This is a genomic window from Lysinibacillus sp. NPDC056185, from assembly GCF_047737915.1.
Classification (GTDB): Bacteria; Bacillota; Bacilli; order Bacillales_A; family Planococcaceae; genus Lysinibacillus.
In genome coordinates, this window is record NZ_JBLLLQ010000018.1 from 24,086 (window position 1) to 44,524 (window position 20,439).

21 protein-coding genes are annotated in these 20,439 nt (G+C 35.2%); 18 read left to right on the forward strand and 3 right to left on the reverse strand.

Annotated features, from left to right (window positions below):
* Positions 1 to 674: 674 nt before the first annotated feature.
* Positions 675 to 1,583: an NAD(P)H-dependent flavin oxidoreductase gene (locus tag ACMZ42_RS16820; RefSeq protein WP_415732104.1), complete on the forward strand. Its 909-nt coding sequence runs from the start codon at positions 675 to 677 to the stop codon at positions 1,581 to 1,583.
* Between the two features lie 57 nt (positions 1,584 to 1,640).
* Here the strand turns inward: ACMZ42_RS16820 and ACMZ42_RS16825 are convergent, their stop codons facing one another.
* On the reverse strand, positions 1,641 to 2,573 hold the full coding sequence (locus ACMZ42_RS16825; RefSeq protein WP_402874681.1) for a DUF1385 domain-containing protein: 933 nt from the start codon (positions 2,571 to 2,573) through the stop codon (positions 1,641 to 1,643).
* A 170-nt stretch (positions 2,574 to 2,743) separates the two neighbouring features.
* Between ACMZ42_RS16825 and ACMZ42_RS16830 the strand changes: the two genes are divergently transcribed.
* The 17 genes from ACMZ42_RS16830 (at position 2,744) to ACMZ42_RS16910 (ending at position 18,721) form a co-directional block, all read left to right on the forward strand.
* Entirely contained in the window at positions 2,744 to 3,169 is a 426-nt protein-coding gene (locus tag ACMZ42_RS16830; protein ID WP_370079833.1) for a hypothetical protein, read from the forward strand.
* 60 nt (positions 3,170 to 3,229) lie between these two features.
* Positions 3,230 to 3,664: a type II 3-dehydroquinate dehydratase gene (gene aroQ, locus ACMZ42_RS16835; protein ID WP_323655051.1), complete on the forward strand. Its 435-nt coding sequence runs from the start codon at positions 3,230 to 3,232 to the stop codon at positions 3,662 to 3,664.
* A 2-nt stretch (positions 3,665 to 3,666) separates the two neighbouring features.
* Positions 3,667 to 4,728 (forward strand): M24 family metallopeptidase, encoded by a 1,062-nt coding sequence (locus ACMZ42_RS16840; RefSeq protein WP_415732105.1) that lies wholly within the window; start codon positions 3,667 to 3,669, stop codon positions 4,726 to 4,728.
* A gap of 17 nt (positions 4,729 to 4,745) precedes the next feature.
* A complete protein-coding gene (gene efp / locus ACMZ42_RS16845; protein ID WP_370079837.1) occupies positions 4,746 to 5,303 on the forward strand; it encodes an elongation factor P in 558 nt (185 codons plus the stop codon).
* A 267-nt stretch (positions 5,304 to 5,570) separates the two neighbouring features.
* Positions 5,571 to 6,578 (forward strand): NAD(P)H-dependent flavin oxidoreductase, encoded by a 1,008-nt coding sequence (locus ACMZ42_RS16850; RefSeq protein WP_415732106.1) that lies wholly within the window; start codon positions 5,571 to 5,573, stop codon positions 6,576 to 6,578.
* A 136-nt stretch (positions 6,579 to 6,714) separates the two neighbouring features.
* Positions 6,715 to 6,924 (forward strand): hypothetical protein, encoded by a 210-nt coding sequence (locus ACMZ42_RS16855; RefSeq protein WP_012295089.1) that lies wholly within the window; start codon positions 6,715 to 6,717, stop codon positions 6,922 to 6,924.
* Between the two features lie 5 nt (positions 6,925 to 6,929).
* Positions 6,930 to 7,307 carry a hypothetical protein gene (locus tag ACMZ42_RS16860; RefSeq protein ID WP_370079841.1) on the forward strand — a complete coding sequence of 126 codons (378 nt, stop codon included), beginning with the start codon at positions 6,930 to 6,932 and terminating at the stop codon, positions 7,305 to 7,307.
* A gap of 12 nt (positions 7,308 to 7,319) precedes the next feature.
* A complete protein-coding gene (locus ACMZ42_RS16865) occupies positions 7,320 to 8,231 on the forward strand; it encodes a stage III sporulation protein AE (protein ID WP_402874669.1) in 912 nt (303 codons plus the stop codon).
* A 1-nt stretch (position 8,232) separates the two neighbouring features.
* Positions 8,233 to 8,376: a hypothetical protein gene (locus tag ACMZ42_RS16870; RefSeq protein WP_199777723.1), complete on the forward strand. Its 144-nt coding sequence runs from the start codon at positions 8,233 to 8,235 to the stop codon at positions 8,374 to 8,376.
* A gap of 62 nt (positions 8,377 to 8,438) precedes the next feature.
* Entirely contained in the window at positions 8,439 to 8,858 is a 420-nt protein-coding gene (locus ACMZ42_RS16875; RefSeq protein ID WP_370079845.1) for a hypothetical protein, read from the forward strand.
* Positions 8,859 to 9,416, forward strand: a complete 558-nt coding sequence (locus ACMZ42_RS16880) for a SpoIIIAH-like family protein (RefSeq protein WP_370079847.1) — start codon at positions 8,859 to 8,861, stop codon at positions 9,414 to 9,416.
* Between the two features lie 200 nt (positions 9,417 to 9,616).
* Entirely contained in the window at positions 9,617 to 10,117 is a 501-nt protein-coding gene (gene accB / locus ACMZ42_RS16885; RefSeq protein WP_370079849.1) for an acetyl-CoA carboxylase biotin carboxyl carrier protein, read from the forward strand.
* Positions 10,118 to 10,130: 13 nt separating this feature from the next.
* On the forward strand, positions 10,131 to 11,489 hold the full coding sequence (gene accC, locus ACMZ42_RS16890; protein WP_415732107.1) for an acetyl-CoA carboxylase biotin carboxylase subunit: 1,359 nt from the start codon (positions 10,131 to 10,133) through the stop codon (positions 11,487 to 11,489).
* A 100-nt stretch (positions 11,490 to 11,589) separates the two neighbouring features.
* Positions 11,590 to 12,639, forward strand: coding sequence for a tyrosine-type recombinase/integrase (locus ACMZ42_RS16895; RefSeq protein ID WP_415732108.1), 1,050 nt, complete (start codon positions 11,590 to 11,592; stop codon positions 12,637 to 12,639).
* Positions 12,640 to 13,171: 532 nt separating this feature from the next.
* The gene (locus ACMZ42_RS16900) at positions 13,172 to 16,519 is read left to right on the forward strand and encodes an ATP-binding protein (protein ID WP_415732109.1); all 3,348 of its coding nucleotides are present in this window, start codon (positions 13,172 to 13,174) and stop codon (positions 16,517 to 16,519) included.
* A gap of 505 nt (positions 16,520 to 17,024) precedes the next feature.
* Positions 17,025 to 17,249, forward strand: a complete 225-nt coding sequence (locus ACMZ42_RS16905; RefSeq protein WP_415732110.1) for a hypothetical protein — start codon at positions 17,025 to 17,027, stop codon at positions 17,247 to 17,249.
* 236 nt (positions 17,250 to 17,485) lie between these two features.
* Positions 17,486 to 18,721: an IS110 family transposase gene (locus ACMZ42_RS16910; RefSeq protein ID WP_415732111.1), complete on the forward strand. Its 1,236-nt coding sequence runs from the start codon at positions 17,486 to 17,488 to the stop codon at positions 18,719 to 18,721.
* 656 nt (positions 18,722 to 19,377) lie between these two features.
* Here the strand turns inward: ACMZ42_RS16910 and ACMZ42_RS16915 are convergent.
* Positions 19,378 to 20,025, reverse strand: a complete 648-nt coding sequence (locus tag ACMZ42_RS16915; protein WP_415732112.1) for a type II toxin-antitoxin system VapC family toxin — start codon at positions 20,023 to 20,025, stop codon at positions 19,378 to 19,380.
* Positions 20,015 to 20,185: a hypothetical protein gene (locus ACMZ42_RS16920; protein ID WP_415732113.1), complete on the reverse strand. Its 171-nt coding sequence runs from the start codon at positions 20,183 to 20,185 to the stop codon at positions 20,015 to 20,017. Before ACMZ42_RS16920 ends, ACMZ42_RS16915 begins: the two co-directional genes overlap by 11 nt.
* Positions 20,186 to 20,439 lie beyond the last annotated feature (254 nt).

Below are 20,439 nucleotides of genomic sequence, written 5' to 3' on the forward strand. Positions count from 1 at the left end.
GCTAATCACATCAAAAACCTGATTTAATCCGACTCAATACATAGTTAATCCCGGCATGCCTAAGATACTTTTTAACTCTTCTGCGGTTTTTTCTTTCCTATTTCGCTAAATTAATTCCTTCACGTTGACGTATTCGAATTAGATCACGTCTAACGGATTTACTATACCCATAACCGTCATTAAAAATTGCCTATACGGATTATCTTGCCACCAACGGGTGCTTATGTTGAATTACGCTTAAGCAATGTTCTTCAACAAAACCACATAATAAAAATAATATGATATCCATTAAAGGGCGCGATTGTGAAGGACGCAGGTAGAAAATGATCAAACTTTTTTATAAAACTGATAATTAATTCTTCTGGATAAGAATCCATTTTGATCTATCTATGTTCAAAATGGATTCTTTTTATTTATCGTAAAATACTGGTTGTGGGGTATTTTTGATCGAACTTTATTTCAAAGTAACCATCTATATCGTTAACAAGACGGATAGGTACTTTTTTTATCTTCATTTAGACAAACCCTAGCTACGGAAGTCTCCCACCTTTGAGAGGGGAGATGGGTCCTTGTCATTTCAACGTAAGATGTGGGGTCAGAACTAAAATTTAAATTTTTTTAGTAGGATTTTCAGGAAATCTCTCGAAATATTTAAGTATAGAGGGGGAGAGTGTATGTTTAGTTTACCAATTATAGTAGCTCCGATGTTTTTAGTTTCTAACCCTAAGATGGTTATTGAAGCTAGTAGAGCAGGGGCTATCGGTTCATTTCCATTATTAAACGCAAGACCCGCTTCAACATGTGCTGAGTGGCTAGAAGAAATAAAAAAGGCACTACCGACTGAGCAATGGGCAGTCAACTTAATATGTCACCCTGTAGCGAATACACGTTTTGAAGAAGATATACAGTTAATTGAACAATTCCAGCCACCAATTGTCATTACGTCACTTGGTAATCCAAAGAGAGTTTTGGACATTGTACATGGCTATGGAGGGAAGGTCTATGCAGATGTTGCGAACGTTAAGCATGCCGAAAAATCTGCTGCAACGGGTGTAGATGGGCTAATTCTTGTTTGTGCAGGTGCTGGTGGGCATGGCGGGCAACTGAACCCATTTGGCTTTGTATCTGCCGTAAAGAAATTCTTTAAGGGGACAATTATTTTATCTGGTTCCATCTCTAGCGGTGCAGACGTATTAGCTGCTCAAATAATGGGGGCAGACTATGCCTATTTGGGTACTCGTTTTTTAGCTTGTGATGAAGGAAATGCGCCTGAGGAGTACAAAAATATGGTGATTGACAGTGATACCTCTGATATTTTATATACCGATGCCTTTAGCGGTGTCCATGTTAATGTGTTAATTCCATCTTTATTGAAGGAAGGCATTGATCCAGCGACATTGAAGCCAAGAGAGGATGTTGATTTGACACATCTTGTCAATGTAAAAGCATGGCGAGATATTTGGTCGGCGGGTCATGGTATCACAAATGTTATCAAGCGAGAATCGGTTCGTGAAATACTCATAACATTGGAAGCGGAGTACGAGAAAGCAAAGCAACAAATAATTTCTGTACAGCCATTGTAAAAACTATAAAAAAGGGCAAGTCCAACCAAACTCATCAGTTGGACTTGCCCTTAATTTTTAATCATGATTTAAAGTAGCTGCGATTTCTGGTTGCTGTTCAACTTGAAGCAGCATATTGAAGGATGCGATGGCTACTTCTACTTGCTCATCCTTAGGCTCACGTGTTGTTAGTAATTGCAGCCATAAGCCTGGATAGCCCAGGAAGCGTAACACGGGAATATTACGGCACGCATTTGTCGCTTGAAGTACTTCAAATGATATACCAAGAACAACTGGAATTAATAGAATACGGTCCAAAATGCGTAACCAAAGTGGATCAGTTGGCACGAAGAAATATAAAAACATGCCTACGAACACAGTGAACAGCATAAAACTACTACCGCAACGATAGTGTAAGCGTGATTGTGCTTGCACATTTTCCACTGTTACGTCCATACCAGCTTCATAGCAATTGATAACCTTATGTTCTGCACCATGATATTGGAATACTCGTTTAATTAGTGGCGTTAAAGATATAAAATATAAATAGGAAAGTAGTAAAACTAACTTAATGCCACTTTCAAGTAAAATTTGACCAGTTTTGCCTTCTATCCATTTAGAGAAAAAATCCGCAATAAATACTGGAATTAATGTAAAGGCAAATTTACTGAATAAAAAGGTAAGAATACCTACAACTGCAACGCCTAAAATCATTTGAAGTCTCGAGCCTTCCTCTTTATGCTCTTCTTCTTCGCCAGGTGTAACGTCGAAACGGTCCCCTGAAAATTGCATGTGGCGAGAGCCTAAACCAGCTGATTCAATCAGTGCTACAACGCCCCGTACCAATGGAATTTTTTTAAGCTTTTGTAAAATAGGGTTTTGAACTTTTTTAAAATGATAATAATCAATGGAATCATCGTTACGGCGAATAGCGGTAACCGTATGTTCCTTTCCTCCGAACATTACACCTTCTAATTGTGCTTGTCCCCCGTATACAGGTGAATTGCTCAAGGCTAACACCACTCTCTTTATATATTTCAACTGTACCATTGTACTAAATTTAGTGAAAAACCTCTAGAGTTACGCATAGTAAAATTTCTATATGGTTACACTAATCGTACAGTTTAGGAAATGATTAACGTTTGAAAATAAACTCGTGGTACAAGTTAGGAGGATTTTACTTGAAAGTAGCTAGTATAACATCGCTCGTCAGTGCACTTGTTTTAGCATTGTGTTTAAAGGGGCTTGAATACTTTCAACTCATTAAATGGAATCCAATAGGTTTTTATAAGAAGTGGGATATATTTGAAGGAAGTTCAAAACTATTTCAATGGAGCTTTCTTATCCTAGTCTTATTTTTTATTGGATTTTTATTATTTATTACATTGAGATATGTCTATATTATCCCAGCTGTGCTATCTTCTTTTTTACTTGGCCTATTTTTGTCCATCACATTAGAATGGATTGTTCTGGATTTGCCTTTACAATCTTCTTCCTTTAAAAAACTATCAATCCCTTTCATGGTCATTGTTATTTGTCTATTACGTTTCTTGCTTGAAACTGCGAATTTTCATCAAAAGGAGCACACAGCACAAAAAGGAAATTAGTTGCTGTCTGCGCCTTGTATGATAAAATAATGGCAAGTACATAGAAAGAGGCGAATATGCGTGAAGTTATTATGTTTGAATGGACCTAACTTAAATCGACTAGGTAAACGAGAGCCACATATTTATGGGTATGAAACATTAGAAGATGTGAAAAAAAATGTTCAGAATCTTGCGGCGTCTTTAGGTGCTACTGTCGAGTTTCGTCAATCTAATCATGAAGGGGTACTTGTTGATTGGGTACATGAAGCAGAGGACGAAAAATATGATGGTATAATCTTTAATCCCGGTGCATATACCCATACAAGCATTGCGTTACATGATGCAATTGCAGGGATTTCTGTGCCGGTTATAGAAGTACATATTTCAAATATCCATAAACGTGAGGCTTTCCGTCATCATTCTTATCTCGCTCCGGCATGCCTTGGTCAAATCAGTGGACTAGGTACGAAAGGCTATGAACTGGCACTACGCACATTTATTGAGAGGGAGAATTGATTATGATGAAATTACAAAAGCTACGTAAGGCACTTCAGGAACAAAATATTGACGGTATTTTAATTACAAACGAGTACAATCGTCGTTATATGACTGGTTTTACAGGAACAGCGGGCGTAGCGATTGTGTCTCAAAATGATGCTGTGTTTATCACGGATTTTCGTTATACAGAGCAAGCAGCTGCGCAAGTACAGGACTTCCGAATTGTAAAGCATGAGGCGACGATCATTGAAGAAATTGCAACACAAGTAAAAAATATGGGTATCAAATTATTGGGCTTTGAGAAAGATACTGTTAGCTATGGCACGTATGAGCTGTATAAAAATAAAATTCAAGCTGATTTAGTGCCGATTTCTGGGCTAATTGAAAAAATTCGCTTGATTAAGACGCAACAAGAGATTAATATTATTAAGGTTGCGTGTGAAATTGCTGATCACGCATATACACATATCTTAAACTTCATTAAGCCTGGTAAAACAGAGCTTGAGGTTTCGAATGAATTAGAATTTTTCATGCGTAAACAAGGAGCAACTCAATCCTCGTTTGATATAATTGTTGCGTCTGGTCTTCGCTCAGCTTTACCACATGGCGTTGCAACGAATAAAGTGATTGAAAAAGGCGACTTTGTCACATTAGACTATGGAGCACTGTACAATGGCTATATCTCGGATATTACACGTACTGTGGCAGTTGGCGAGCCATCTGAAAAAATAGTGGATATGTACAACGCAGTCCTTGCTTCCCAGCTTTTAGCACTTGAAAAGGTTGGGCCTGGCTTTACAGGGATTCAAGCAGATGCGATTGCACGTAACTACTTAACAGAAAAAGGATATGGCGCGGCATTTGGTCATTCATTAGGACACGGGATTGGTCTTGAAGTACATGAAGGCCCTGGCTTATCAATGCGTTCAGAAGCGGTGCTAGAGCCAGGTATGGCCGTAACGATTGAACCAGGAGTGTATTTACCGGGAATCGGTGGTGTACGTATCGAGGACGATATTTTAATCACAGAGAAAGGTAATGAACTGCTAACTCATTCGTCAAAAGAACTTATTATTTTATAAACTATGGAGGAACACAAATGATTTCAGTAAACGATTTCCGTACAGGTCTAACAATTGTTGTAGATGGCCAATTATATCGCGTGTTAGATTTCCAACACGTTAAACCAGGTAAAGGTGCTGCGTTCGTACGCTCTAAATTACGTAACTTACGTAACGGTTCAGTAAATGAAAAAACTTTCCGTGCTGGTGAGAAAGTTGAAAAAGCACAAATCGATAACCGTAAAATGCAATACCTTTATGCACAAGGTGACGAGCATGTTTTCATGGACTTAGAATCATATGAGCAAACTGAACTTGCTTCAGCTGCAATTGAATATGAATTAAAATTCCTAAAAGAAAACATGGAAGTTCATATTCAATCATACCAAAGTGAAATGCTAGGTGTTGAATTACCAAATACTGTTGAGCTAGAAGTAACAGAAACAGAGCCTGGTATTAAAGGTGATACAGCTTCTGGTGGTACAAAACCTGCAACTCTTGAAACAGGTCTTATTGTACAAGTGCCATTCTTCGTAAACCAAGGTGACAAGTTAATCATCAATACAGAAGAAGCTTCTTACGTTTCTCGTGCGTAATAAATAAAAACAATCAACCTACTCTTTTTTAACAAAAGGGTAGGTTTTTATTTAAATTCTTTCAGGGGTGTCCAAACATCTGTACCTGTCGCTACGCTTTCGCACATAAAACATCTGCTCGTATTTGATACATATAAAGTTAAATTTTTTGTGACAATAGATAGAGAAATAGCGACCTTTACTATTTTTATAAAAAGTAGTTTCTATCATTTGGTATGTGGTCATATTTGGAAAAGTTGTTTACAATAATAGTAAGGAGTGAATGCTATGTTACAAACAATTTTTGAGACCACGTCTCCAATAATACAGGCGCCAATGGCTGGTGTAACTACGCCAAAATTTGTGGCTGCCTGTGCAGAGGAAGGTATTTTAGGCTCGATTGGAGCAGGCTATTTAGATGGCAAGCAAACAAAAAGTTTTATTCAGGAAGTTAAAAAGCTAACGAAAAAGCCATTTGCTGTTAATTTATTTGTACAGGAAGAGCCACGTATTGATATCGATGTACTTCAAAAAGCTCGAATGGCTTTACAACCGTTTTATGATGAGCTTGGGCTTTCGCCTGTACAAAGTGTCACGTCCAAGGAAGTATTTGAAGAACAAGTACAAGCTGTTCTTGATGAAAATGTAGCCATTTGTTCCTTTACGTTTGGCATTCCTTCAGCAGATGTGATTCATCGTTTAAAGGACAACAATGTTTATGTTATTGGTACAGCTACTACATTAGAGGAAGCGAAGCGTGTAGAACAAGCAGGGATGCAAGCTGTTGTCCTTCAGGGTGGTGAAGCCGGTGGTCATCGTGGTTCTTTCACTGAACCAATGCAATTAATAGATTTGCATGATTTACTGCAGCAAGTAGTAGGACAAATTTCCATACCGATTATTGCTGCTGGGGGCATTGTCACAAAGGAAGATGTAAGTAAAGCACTAGCAATAGGTGCTCAAGCGGTTCAAATTGGTACAGCGTTATTAGTAGCGGATGAGTGTGAAATTTCACCTCTTTATAAAAATGCCTTGCTTGAATCGAAAGCGCAGCAGACGACGATTACTCGTGCTTTTTCTGGTAAACCAGCAAGAGGCTTAGCAAATGCTTTTACGGAACGTATGAAGGATGCTGTTGTAGCACCTTATCCATTGCAAAATGATCTAACTACAACTATTCGTAAAGAAAGTGCAAAACAGAGCAAAGCCGAATATTTATCGATGTGGATGGGTGAAAAGAGCTATTTAGTGAAACAACCAGGTTCTGTGAAAAGCATCATTGAAAAGCTACTGTAACTTATTTCCAATACAGGACGTAGTTTTGCCAAGGCATCATTAATTTCATAAAAATACTAAGATCTCTATACGTATGTATAGAGGTCTTTTTTTTGGGGTAGCAACATATATTGCTGTACACGAGGGGGCGTATGAAATGGAATTACAAGACGTATTAAGAGTCGCTGGAGTGGGACTAGTAGTTGCGCTTCTTCATGTCTTCTTTGATCAAACAGGAAAAAAAGAATTTTCATTTTTCCTATTTTTCATTGCCTACTTATATATGACAGCGGAATTACTGCGATTTTTACGTCTATTTTTCAATGAAATCCTTACATTCTTTCAATGGCTGACCTCTTCTGGGTAGTGTAAATGGAAATTGTCATTGTAGCTGTTGTCATGCTGCTTTTATTATTGCTTATAAAAGAAGTCATAAAGCCACTCCATGCGCTGATTAGTGTAATGTTTTCGTTTTTGCTGTTTAGTATGCTGTTTTCTACACTCCTATTGCCATTCATCAAGCAATTGCTTGAGACATTAGCTTTTTTGCCTTATGCAAAAGCAATAGTAGTAAGTGCTAGCCTTTTTTATGTAGGGCAATGGGTGTCTTTTTTACTTGTAGAACAAAGCTATAAAGTACTCGGGCATATTGTCTACGATGGGGTCAAGATTGTTATTTTGTTGTACTGGTTTAAGGAATTTTTGGCTGTTTTACAGGAGGTGTCGGCCATTTTACAACGGCTAAACTAAGGGGCGAAGACATTGCTGGAGCAAATATTTTCGTTTTTAACGGATCCATTTTTTCTATTGCTGAAGATGACGCTTATTTTGTGTGGGTATGTCATTATTATTTTGATTGTTAATATGATTTTACCAGAATTTGAAAAAGGGACAAGGATACTTTTTTTTCTTATTGTACTGGCGACTATAGGACCAGTTGTTGTGAGTTCATTTAATTTGATAGACGAAATAGCACAGGGACTTGCACATATATTTACTGCATTTTATCCCATTCTTACTTCAAGTTTTCTTTTATCTAGCAGTATTACAGCGATTGCTTCTTGGCAGCCTTTTTTACTTTTCTTTGTACAAGTCTTAACGATTATTAGTAGTAAATGGCTTATTCCAGGAGTGCTTTTTGCCATTGTGTTTGATGTCTGCAGTGTCATTGTTAAAGAAATTTCGTTTACGAGAATTGCCGAATTGATTCGTTTTACCATTATGAGCATCGTCTCGGCATCTGTAATTTGTTACATCATTTTAATGTCGGCGAGTGGCGTGGCCGCATTTAGTGTCAATGCAGCTGTTGCAGAGCCTGTGAAGAAATTAATAGAGGAAAATATTCCGGTTGTTGGTTCCTTTATAGTAGATAGTTTTTCGATGTTCCAGCATATGACACAATTTTCCTCTTCTATTACTAGTATTTCTGCTTTTATAGCGGTTATTACCGTGTCGTTTATTCCAACAGTTCAGCTTGTTGTCAGTGCGTATTCGTTGAAAATGTTAGCTGCTATTTTAGAACCGATTGCTTTTGATGATATTTGTAAACTACTTGATCATGTTAGTAAATCTCTATTTACCTTATGTGCTGTATCATTTCTAATTGCTTTTTCATTTATGTTTTCTTGTTTATTCCTCATCGTTTTTGTGCAAGTTATGGCTGGGGGGAGATAGATTGATTCTTTTATTAGCGATGCTCTTTATCTGTCAGATATTTGTGTTTTTAACAGAAGATAAAGAAATAATTTCACTTACAAAGCTTGTTATTACGTTAGTATTTTTGCAATTGCTATTAAAGATTCCATTTATCAATTCATAGGAGGAAACAAGCGTACATACACTTGAAAAAGAGAAGATGAAAGGAGGCAATGTACAAGTGATGTGGAAAAGAAACGAAAAAAATCAACGTCATTTATAGTCTTAATGCTTATTGCTGCCTCCGTGGGAATTTTCATCATTTTACCAATGTATCAAACGGGTACAACGAATGGGCAAGTAACTTCGATGACCAGTGAAGAAAAACTTGAGCAAACACTAAAGGCTATGAAAGGTGTTGGGGAGGTTAAAGTCTATTTTTATTACGGAGATATGACAGCTGAGAAGGATGACAATAAACTATTCAGTCAATATTTTCGAGGAACTGAACAAGGCACGAAAGAAGTAACAGGGATGCTAATTGTTTCAGAAGGAGCATCAGATATCTTTGTGAAAAATGAAATTCGTGCTGTTGTTAGTCAAGTAATGCAATTGCCGATTCATCGAATTATTATCGTTCCAATGGAGAATAAGGAGGAAAAGTAAATGCGCGTACGTAGAAGAACAGTTTGGTTTATGACATTATTAAGTCTAGTAGCGGTTATCTCAGTGTATTATTTGGTTGATCCAGCAAAACAATTTAATGGACTAACTATTTTCACAGATGACGCATTACAGCAAACTGCGGTAACGGGTGTGACTGATCAAGAAGCAACGAAAGAGGGAGAGACGAAGGAAGTATCTTCTCCAAGTCATTTATTTGAAGAAATGCGCATGCAAGTTAGTGATGAAAGAAGCCAGCTTCGTTTGCAATTAGAGCAGAAGATCGGTTCAAAAGATTACACAGCAGAACAAAAAAGTGAAGCTTATAATGAAATGGATAACCTTATAAAACAAGAATCCTCTGAAGCAATGTTAGAAATGCTTATTAAATCTTCAGGTTACTCCGATGCGTTTGTTCGAGCAGATGGTGATAAAGTACAGGTAACTGTTATGGCTGAGGAGCTATCAAAAGCTCAAGCAAATGAAATTATTTACTTGGTAAAAACAGAGATGGAAGGCGCAAATGACGTCCAAGTAAAATTCAGCGCGAATAACTATTAAAAATAGAGAGAAAAAGAGGAATTTTCTGTTTATTTGAAACTGTTGTTATATATCAGTATAATGAAAAGGCTTTCGTTTAGTAAAGGAAAGCCTTTTATTTTGTTCATATTTACTTAATTTGCATTAAAGTATTTCAAATTGTTCGAAAAAAATATAAAATAGTATTTGTAGTAGATTTTATTTCATAAGGAGAGTTAGAAATGTTCAAAATTCAAGAAATTCGCGAAATTATTAAATTAGTAGATTCTTCTTCGATTGACGAGTTCGTTTACGAAGTAGATGGCGCAAAAGTTAAATTAAAAAAGAATGGTGTTGTTGTTACTGATACTGTAGCACCTAAAAAAGAAGTAGTTGCACCTGTTGTACAACAGTCTGCGCCTGTAGCAGCTCCTGTAGCACCAGCTACTCCAGCAAAAGCTGAAGAAGCACCAGCTGCAGCACCAGCAAATAACGACCCATCGTTACATAAAATTGTGTCACCGATGGTTGGAACTTTTTATCAATCTCCAAATCCAGATTCACCAGCTTACGTTAAAGTGGGGGACAAAGTTGGTGATGAAACAATCGTATGTATCGTAGAAGCTATGAAACTATTCAACGAAATTGAAGCAGAAGTTCAAGGGGAAATCGTTGAAGTACTTGTTAAAGACGGTGAATTAGTAGAATACGGTCAACCATTATTCCTTGTAAAAGCTGAGTAAGGAGTGCACAACCATGAAAAAAGTTTTAATTGCAAACCGCGGCGAAATCGCTGTGCGTATTATTCGTGCTTGTAAAGAGTTAGGCATTCAATCTGTTGCCGTATACTCAGAAGCAGACGCTGACGCATTACATGTGAAATTAGCAGACGAAGCATATTGTATCGGGCCAAAGCTTTCAAAAGATTCATATCTTAGCTTCCCAGCTTTACTTAGCGTAGCAGAAAAAACTGGTGCAGACGGTATCCACCCAGGTTACGGTTTTGTATCTGAAAACGCTGACTTCGCTGAGGCTTGTGAAAACGCAGGCATTAAGTTCATTGGACCTTCATCTGATTCTATTAAAATTATGGGTATTAAAGACGTTGCACGTACAACAATGGAAGCAGCAGGTGTTCCACTTGTTCCGGGTACTGGTATTGTTCCAGATATCGAAACAGGTAAAGAATGGGCTGCTAAAATTGGTTACCCTGTGATCATCAAAGCAACTGCTGGTGGTGGCGGTAAAGGTATCCGTGTAGCTCGTACAGAAGAAGACCTTGTAAAAGGCATTGAAATTACGCAAAAAGAGGCTGCTGCAGCATTCGGTAACCCAGGCGTATATTTAGAAAAATTCATCGAGTACTTCCGTCACTGTGAAATCCAAGTATTAGCGGATGGCTATGGTAACGTTGTACATTTAGGTGAACGTGACTGTACCGTTCAACGCCGTATGCAGAAATTAGTAGAGGAAGCTCCATCTCCAGCGCTATCTTCTGAGCGTCGTGCTGAAATGGGTGCCGCTGCCGTTAAAGCTGCTGAAGCTTGTAACTATGAAGGTGCCGGAACAATCGAGTTTATTTATGACTATCAAGAAGATAAATTCTACTTCATGGAAATGAATACTCGTATCCAAGTAGAACACCCAGTAACTGAAATGATTTCTGGTGTGGATCTTGTACAACAACAATTAAAAATTGCATCTGGTGAAAAACTTCCTTTCACTCAAGATGATATACAATTAAATGGTTGGGCAATTGAATGCCGTATTAACGCAGAAAATGCTTATAAAAACTTCATGCCATCAGCTGGTACTGTAGATACTTACGTAACTCCAGGTGGCTACGGTGTACGTATTGACTCTGCTGTATATGCTGGCTATACAATCCCACCATACTATGACTCTATGGTTGCAAAACTAATTGTTCATGCCAATACACGTGAAGAAGCGATTGCGAAAATGAATCGTGCGCTTAGCGAATTTGAAGTATCTGGTCCTGGGATCAATACAACAATTCCATTCCACGAAGCATTGATGAACAATGACGTTTTCAAATCAGCACAATTCAATACGAAGTTCCTAGAAGAGAATGATGTTTTGGGGACAAGCAAGTAATTGGATTCGTGGATTTGGGGAATAGAATAAGGAATAGAATGCATTCCAAATATCGCAATAAAATTACCTTCTAACATTCAATTGTTAGGAGGTTTTTTATTTGGCTAAAAATGGTCAGCGTACAGGGATTTTTGATTTAGAAGATGTGACAGAAGCTATACAGCTACCAAATTTTGAGGGTACGTTTCAAGAGGAAGATACGATACTGATTACTCCACCAAAGCTAATGATCGATGTAGCTGAATTACATGAGGGTAAGAAAGGTGTAGAAATTAATAGTGCTTTGTTAATTGTGAAAGAGCAAATGCGTCTGTCGGGCGTTCGTAAAGCGACAATCAGTGAATATATTTATACTTTTAACCGTTTAGTAGATGCAATGAAAATTGAATACGTAGATGACATTAAATTGGAGTCTATATTTGGTTGGCTTGCGAGCTTAGGGGATATTTCAGATGTATCGAAACAAAGCCGTCTACGTGTCATTAAAGCTGTTTTAAATCGACTTTACGATAACGGGTGGATAGAGAGAAACTTTTGGAAAGACGTTCGTATACGTGTTGATACCAAGATTAAACTTCCTGCTGATGAGAAGCAATTATCAATCTTATTGTCATTACTTGATATGGCGAATTTCATTCAGTTTCGTGATGCGGTGGCTGTACTGACTATATACAAAACAGGTATTCGAATGAACACGTTAATACAGCTAGAAGAGAAGCATATTGACTTTAAGACTAACTCATTGCTACTGACAGGTGACATTATGAAGAACCATGATGTATTGAAATTGCCATTCGATGATGAATTAGCACTGTATTTGAAACGTTTGATAACTCAAAATAATATCATTCGTAAACATTATAAGAAACGAAATGAAGTTGTATTTTTAAGTAAGTTTGGTGATTCTCTAGATGTTGAAACAAAACCATGTGCAATTACTAAAAGGCTTTCTTACTATGCTAAGAAGTACAAGTTAAACAATATCAGCGCTCATGCTATTAGAAGGTTGTATGCAACTAACTTAAGGAAAAAGGGGGCGGATGTTGTTTTAATTAGTAAGGCGCTTTCTCATAAATCATTATCAACCACAACGAGATACTTAGGGATAAGCTCTGATGACCTATTGAAGGGGTTAAGGGATTATTTATAACATGCTATGAGACTGTCCTTTCTTGGATTCAAGATTACTGATTACTTGATTTATGAACTATTAAATAAGAGAGTATAGGATTTAGAGAAGCTAGAGGAGAAATCTAGCTTCTTTTTGTTTGGTTGTATTATCTCAAAGTGATTTGGATTGCAGAATATCAATGCTCATGCAATTAGGAGAGTCTATGCGAAAAACTTACATAACAATGGAGCAAGCGTAGCATCAATCTTAAAGGCAATAGGATATTAACCTTAGTTCCACAGCTTTTTATCTTGATTTAGATGTTGAAGAAGTAGCGAATGATTTGAGGGAATATCTAAAAAAATTTAGTAGCTGTTTACTTCTTTGATTGATGATGGTTTGTGTTCGAATGAAATATTAAAGGTGCATTGATTAGTATTATGGGATAGGGTGGTTATTTATAAAATCATAACAGTGAGAAAATATAAATTAGTTGATCTGGTATATTTTGCCTAAATTTGTGATAAGATATTGAGTTGTATGGATGATAATAATTTGAGAGGTGAGTTTTGTGGAAAGAAAGCGGTCAGCAGAGTCTACTATTGCAGGATATTTGTATCAATTTGATAAAACAATTATAGAGTTAATTAAGCAAGAGGATAATGATACGGTTATCTGTGTGGAAGGAATTGAAGATATTGACATTGAGAATATAAACGAATTGGATAATACCTCTGTTCAAGTAAAATATTATGCAAAAACTACATACAATACATCTGAAATTAAAGAACCTATTCAACAGATGTTTAAGCATTTTAAAGAAGTAATAAGAAATAATTTTAATAGGCGAAATTATTATTTATATGCATATTTTAAAGAAGAAACAGAAAAGTTGAAATTAGATGCTAACAAGAATCTTATAAGTCAAGGGGAGAAAAGTGCTTTAGATTTTCTCAAAGATGATATATTAACAACTAGGAACATTAAAGGAGAAGTTGTAACACAATTGTATATTGATTCAGGTGTTGAAATACCTGAAGAAGATTTAAAAGAATTTATACGGCTATTAAAAGTGGATTTAGAAGCAACAGATATACATCTCCAATATAATGAAGTTTTATCATTATTGAACGAGAAGATAGATAACTGTAAGGACTTGGAAGAAGCAGAGAATTACTATTACAATAATGCTCTTAAAGTTATTTTTAACAAAGCGATTCAAATTTGTGAAAATGGAGAAGCCCTAGAAGAAAAGCATAAAGAATTAAAACAAAGAATTACATCTGTACAGGGGAAAATCAAATATAGGGAAAAATGTATAAGAGACGGGAAAGGAGAAAAAGAGAAACATACTGATGATTTACATACTTTCAAAATAGAATTACAGGGATTAATCGAGGAATTAGAATCACAGGATTATATAGTAAAAGCGCAAGAGAAGCATAAAGAGAAGAGAAAAATAACTAAGGAAGAATTCTTAAATGAAATCGACAAGAAGGCTCTTTTGTTTAATAAATGGTTTGCTTGGCATAGGGGAAAGGATAATTATTACGATTATGTAATAGAAAAATTGAAAAGTACAAAAGGGCTTAGTAAAACAAAAAGTAGGTATCTTTATATAGGGAAGGATTATCTCGCTAATAAAGAGGGAGAAATATCATTTAGCGATTTTATCTCAAATGTGATAGAAGATTCATTTGCTTTAAATGAGGCGCTTAGTAAACACAAAGTTTGGACTGTTGTATTAGATTTAAAGTCGGACGAAATTTCTTTATTAAAAAGAGAACTTTTGACAAAGAATATTCAGTTTAACGATGGTAATGAGAGTTGGCAGATATTTGATGCTGATAAATTTAACCGAGAGCCTATAGTTTATGTTGATCAAAATAGCGCTATAAAACAGGCTGAATATCAAATTAAAATTATATCAGCAAATACTTTTATAAATCGAATTCAGGAAATAAACCATATTGATGTAGTTATATGCTTTGGTGAAAGTACGCTGTATAAGTCAATTTTAGATAAAAGTGATGCAACGGTGTATGCTATAGAAGATACAAAAGATATCAAGACACTAAGTGATATAAGCAAGATTTTCACATTGAAAAACAGAAACAATAAATTTTTCCGAATTCTTTCTGTATCGCCTAGCTGCATACAAGTAGAAGTAACTGATCCTGATAAATTTAGAAACTTAAATGATAAATTTACTATAGGGAGTTATATAAAAATAACAGATGAATTTGAGGAGTCGGTTGTAGGGGTTTTAAAAAATTATAAGATAAGAGATATAAATGACTATTTTAATGAAATAAATATAAAAAAACAAAAGCCTACTTTTATACTCGATATCCATCCTATTGGTTATATACATAATAATGAATTCTATAGAGGAAGTAATAACATCACTGTACCTCCAAATCATGTAGAAATTGTTGATAATGAATTACTAAAGCGTATTTTTCATCAGGAGATAAAAGAAAATGAATTTTATTTTAGTTCACTTCCACAAGCTCTTTCCACAAATAGTAAAGCAATTAATGTGGTATTGGACGGGAATAAATTTTTTAATAAACATTTGGCGGTAATTGGGTCTACAGGTAGTGGGAAATCATGTACTGTAGCAAAAATTTTACATGAAGGAATAAATCCGTTTACTGTGGAACAAAAAGAGGGACTGTTGAATAATTCCCACATTATCATATTCGATATTCATGGGGAATATCAACACTCTTTTAAAGATAAATGTAGAGCATTAACTGTAGATGACATAAAATTACCCTATTGGTTAATGAACTCAGAGGAACTAGAGGACTTCTTTTTAGATGTAGAGGGTTCAGATCATAATCAAAGAAATATTTTTAAGAGGGCAGTTGTACTCAATAAGAAGTTTTATAACAAAGGTACAGATGGCGAGTTTAAAGATGAAATCACATATGATACACCAGTTTACTTTAATATTAAAGAAGTGCTTCAATATATAAAAAACTATAATATCGCTAAAGAAGCAAATGGTCTTGTAGTTTTTAAAAAAGGTACTGAGCATATTTATGATGATTTTGAGAATCAAAAAAGTGGCAGTATATTTGAAGAGTTAGAAGAAGCTGAGAAAAAAATTGGTGATATTAATACAACTAAATCCACTACATTTAACGGGAAATTCACAGGATTTGTAAATCGTTTAGAAACAAAAATCAATGATGATAGATTGAAATTCCTGTTAAATAAAGGGGATGATTATCGTATTAACCTTGCTGATATAATTAAACAATTTATTGGATATAAATTTGGGGAAGAAGGTTCTATTCAAGGAAAGAAAAATGTTGTTATTATTGATTTAAGTGGTATGCCATTTGAGATTATTAATAATTGTGTTTCGCTTGTTAGTAGATTAATTTTTAACTTTGCATTTCACAGGAAAAAAATTAGAAAGGAAGAAGATGTAAAAATACCATTTTTGTTAGTTTATGAGGAAGCTCATAATTATATTCCTAAAAGCACGGAAGCAAAATATAAGTATGTAAAGGAATCAGTTGAACGGGTAGCAAAAGAAGGGAGAAAATATGGGGTTTCAGTAATGATTGTAAGCCAAAGACCATCTGAGATATCTGAAACAATATTTTCACAATGTAATAGCTTCGTGGTAATGAGAGTAACCAACCCTAACGATCAACAGTATATAAAGAAACTACTGCCAGACGATGTAAGTTCTCTAACTGACAGTTTATCTTCTTTTAAGCAAAGAGAAGCCTTGATTATCGGGGAGGCTATCCCTATGCCAGCAGTAGTTGAGATAAATAAATTAGATAGTAATCAGCTACCAAAATCAAATGATGTGAAATTTATTCAAGAATGGAGAAGAAACTGGGATTCATTTAGTGAGTTTGATGAAGTTATAAATTCATTAATAGGAAACTAGGAATAAAGTCTTATTGGGCATGAATAATATGAAAAGGATAGCCTAGTATTTGGGGCTATCCTTTTTGTCTTGTTCTTTTAAGTCATTTTGATTTATTGAGAACTAGGCAAGGCATTTTTACATTGAGCAGTTTCAACTCAACCTCCTTCATGATAGGGATGCGTAAATTGCTGTCAATTCGAAATAGATGCTTGGTGCAAATAAAAATGCTCATGCTATTAGAAGAGCTTTTGAAAGAAAAATGTAGAGGAGGTTGCGGAGGATTTGAAGGAGTATCTTTAATATTGTGAAAACGGAGTGTTATTTATCTAGAAAAAATTATAATAGCTATTTACAAATTCGTTAAAGTGTTGTAAAATCCAAATACACGAATATTTCTATGTATAAAAACGTAGAAAGTTCGTGTTTTGTACTATATATGGTTGATTAGTGTTGCTGATACTAATCAACGTTCGGATTTTTTTGTGCAAAGTACATAATTGTATATAAGGTGAGGTGATAATAAATGACTAAAGAGTTCTATACTATTCCAAAAGATTGGTTTACTAATCTAGTAATTGAAAAGTTCCGAGCGTATGTAATCGTAGATGTTGAAAATAAAATTCAAAAACTAATTCTTTCTTCTAGCAGAGGTGAAAATTATGAAGAATTAATCGCAGAACTTAATAAGAAAAGGAACTACTATTCCAAAGCATCAAATCAACAACTATTGGATGAGTTCGTATTATAAGGTCAGCCAGATATTTCTGGTTGACCATTTTTTTTATGGATTTATTATAGCAGTAGCCAGGGTAGAACGTAACTGCCCGTGGGGCTTGACCCCGTCAACTAAACCGTTCGCCCCCTACTTGCAGAAACATGATTGAGGCTGGTTGGGACTTAGATCTCGTATAACAAGCGAAGCTATGACACTGCATGGAGGATTAGGGGTAACTGGCAAACTATGATTCTAGGAGGAGATTAATAATGAATCCAGTCGTTGGTCTGGATATTTCAAAAGGAGAAAGCCAGGTTCAAGCATTTTTAGATAAAGGCAAACCATATCGTAAAAGTTTTAAGGTAACTCATACTTTAGAAGGTCTTAATGACCTTGTTATATTTTTAGAGGATGTAAAAAACGAGGCTGGTATGAAGCCTACAATCATTTTAGAAGCTACAGGACATTATGGTGCTCCTGTCATACATCATTTAGAAGAACGAGGATATTTATTGATTATCATTAATCCGTTAATTTCATATAAGGCAAGAGGAACGAGTTTGAGAAAAGTAAAAACGGATGCCATTGATGCCTATCTTCTTTGTGAATTGTTCTATAAAGAGGAATTAGAGCCATATAAAAAGCGTGGTGTGCAGTTATTAAATCTTCGTAATCTTACAAGACAACATGAAAATATAACTGGCGTAATGATTCAAACTAAGTTGCAATTTCAGGCAGTCCTTGAACAGGTATTTCCTGAATATAAAGGGGTTTTTGGAGATTTATATTCTAATGTTTCACTATTAACTCTTTCAGAGTTCCCTTCTTCAGAAGATATTTTGAAAGCAAGTGAGGAATCCATTACAGACAAAATTTACGAACTATGTAAGAGTAGATCCATTAGATGGGCAAATGAAAAAGCTTTACAGCTTAAAGCCGCTGCAGCTCGTAATCCTTTTGAAAAAACAGTTTACCAGAGTCATATTTTAAGTCTGGATATGTATATAAAGATCTTTCTTCAATACAAAGAGCATCTATCAAATTTAGAGTCAGAAATAGATGCCCTCGCTAAAGAAATTGAAGAATATAGTATTATCAAATCTAACCCCGGTATCGGTGAAAAAATCGCTGCAACGATTATTTCTGAGATTGGTGAAATAGATCGATTTAACAACCCTAAAAAGCTTGTGGCTTTCGCTGGAGTTGACCCAAGTGTTTTCGAATCAGGTAAGTTTTCAGCGACCAAGAATCGAATTACAAAACGAGGTTCAAGTAGACTTCGTCATGCCTTGTTCATGGCTGTTCGTTGTGCAATAAGAGATTGCAGAAAAACTAGAACAGACGATAAAATCATTCCTCGAAACAAGAAATTACGTGAATTTTACGATAAAAAACGTGACGAAGGAAAACCTTTTAAAGTAGCGATGGTAGCTTGTATTAATAAACTATTACATTGGATTTTTGCCTTATTAAAAAACAGAACTACGTACCAAGATTTAGCCTGATAAGTAAGTACAACTAAATCAAACAAAACCTTCCAAAAACAAACTTTAGGAAGGTTATTTGTCATGCGCTTTTTAGTATAGCACGTGCATATTAAACTTTTAACAGAAAATTATTGACAAACTATTAGCTGGTTTAGTTGAATAACTGAACAATCAGTTGTTTTGTCTAGAGTAATATATTTACAAAAAAAGTTGTAGATGCGTGTAGCATTAACAAGAAAGATTGGCTGTTACAGCAGGCGATACGATAATGTTTAAACCGTTACAAATCTAATCAATCGCTAATGTCAGAGGAATCACACTATAAACCTGTATTAGTTGCTCCATTGAATAGATAGATAAAAAAGTAGCAGTACATAAGTGAAAATGTGTCAATATCTAGATTATGTGATTTTTTAGGGTGTTTTTATAGAAGAACTAGATCTTTACGAGAGCGCATACGATTACATTAAATAACCATAAGGGAAGCTACAAAATGGGAGTGCAATAAAAGATTCTAGATGCCGAGGGAACAACTAAAGGCAACTGCTATGGAGTATAGAGAGCCTTTAGTTGATATGTAATTGACTATCGTGAAAGATACGTAAAAAAATCTGATTTGACTTGATCGGGTCGAAACATTCGTCCCTTTTCAAGTTTTACGAGAAGATGATGAATTAGTTTTCAGCGTTAAAAATTTCATCGTATAATTGGTTGTGCCCTTCAATTGAATCATAAATAGATGGATTGAATTTACTTTTACTACAGTAATAGATAGGAATTTCATTTGATGTAGTACGCATGTCACCATCTAATGAAACTAACGCACTGTTATTTTGAACAGCACTACTCATAATAAAAGCATCGGCTGAATGTAAAGGGTATTCAAAGGAAATTTGTAAAGCTTGTTTTGCTTCAGCTGCAATAGACTTTGTTACTTTGAACAAAGGAAATAGTTCGTTGATAGATGTCAAAGCTTTTTCATTATAGTCCTTAAGGAGCTTAAGGTTGGAGGGTATGCGACCTTTAGGTAACTCTATCCAAGCTGAACTAGCCTCGTATTTTTCTTTGTAATTGCAGCTTAAGAGTTGCTCAGTTATAAACAATTCTTTAGCAACAATGTATAAAAGCTCTTGTAAAGCTGTTTGTGAAATAAACCTTTGGCAATCTTGATTTACAGTATGTATTATGAAATGCTTAATTGCTTCATGGTTCTTACTTTTTTCGTTTAAATAATCTATTAAAACATTGGTATCAAAAAAAAGGGAGTCACCTTCGTTTAATTGGATGACTCTCTTTGAAAAGTTTATATCGTTATTTGTCATCTATATGTTTACCTCGTAGTATATTTGTAGCAGTTACAGAATCGAAATCTTCGCTGAATTGATGAATACCTGCTGATTTTTTTATAGCTTTTGCTAATCTGAGTTGTTTAGCAGAAAATTGTTTTTTGGTTTCTTCTCTATTTAGTAAAGGTGTAGTCAATTTTTGTTTCCTCCTTTTCTTCATTAGAAAGCACCTCCTTGCTAAGCTATACCCATAATATATGTGAGTTAAGCAAGAAAGAATACTTATTATCATATTAACATTTACTAATTTTTGTGTAAATGGATCATGAGGGAAGTTGTTCATTTGAATTAGGTAATATGTTTGATGGTATCATAAATTTTAAGCTTTGACACCGTTAAAATGATGCTGTATTATCAAGGTATCAAACGGTGTCGTAATTAAGTGTCATA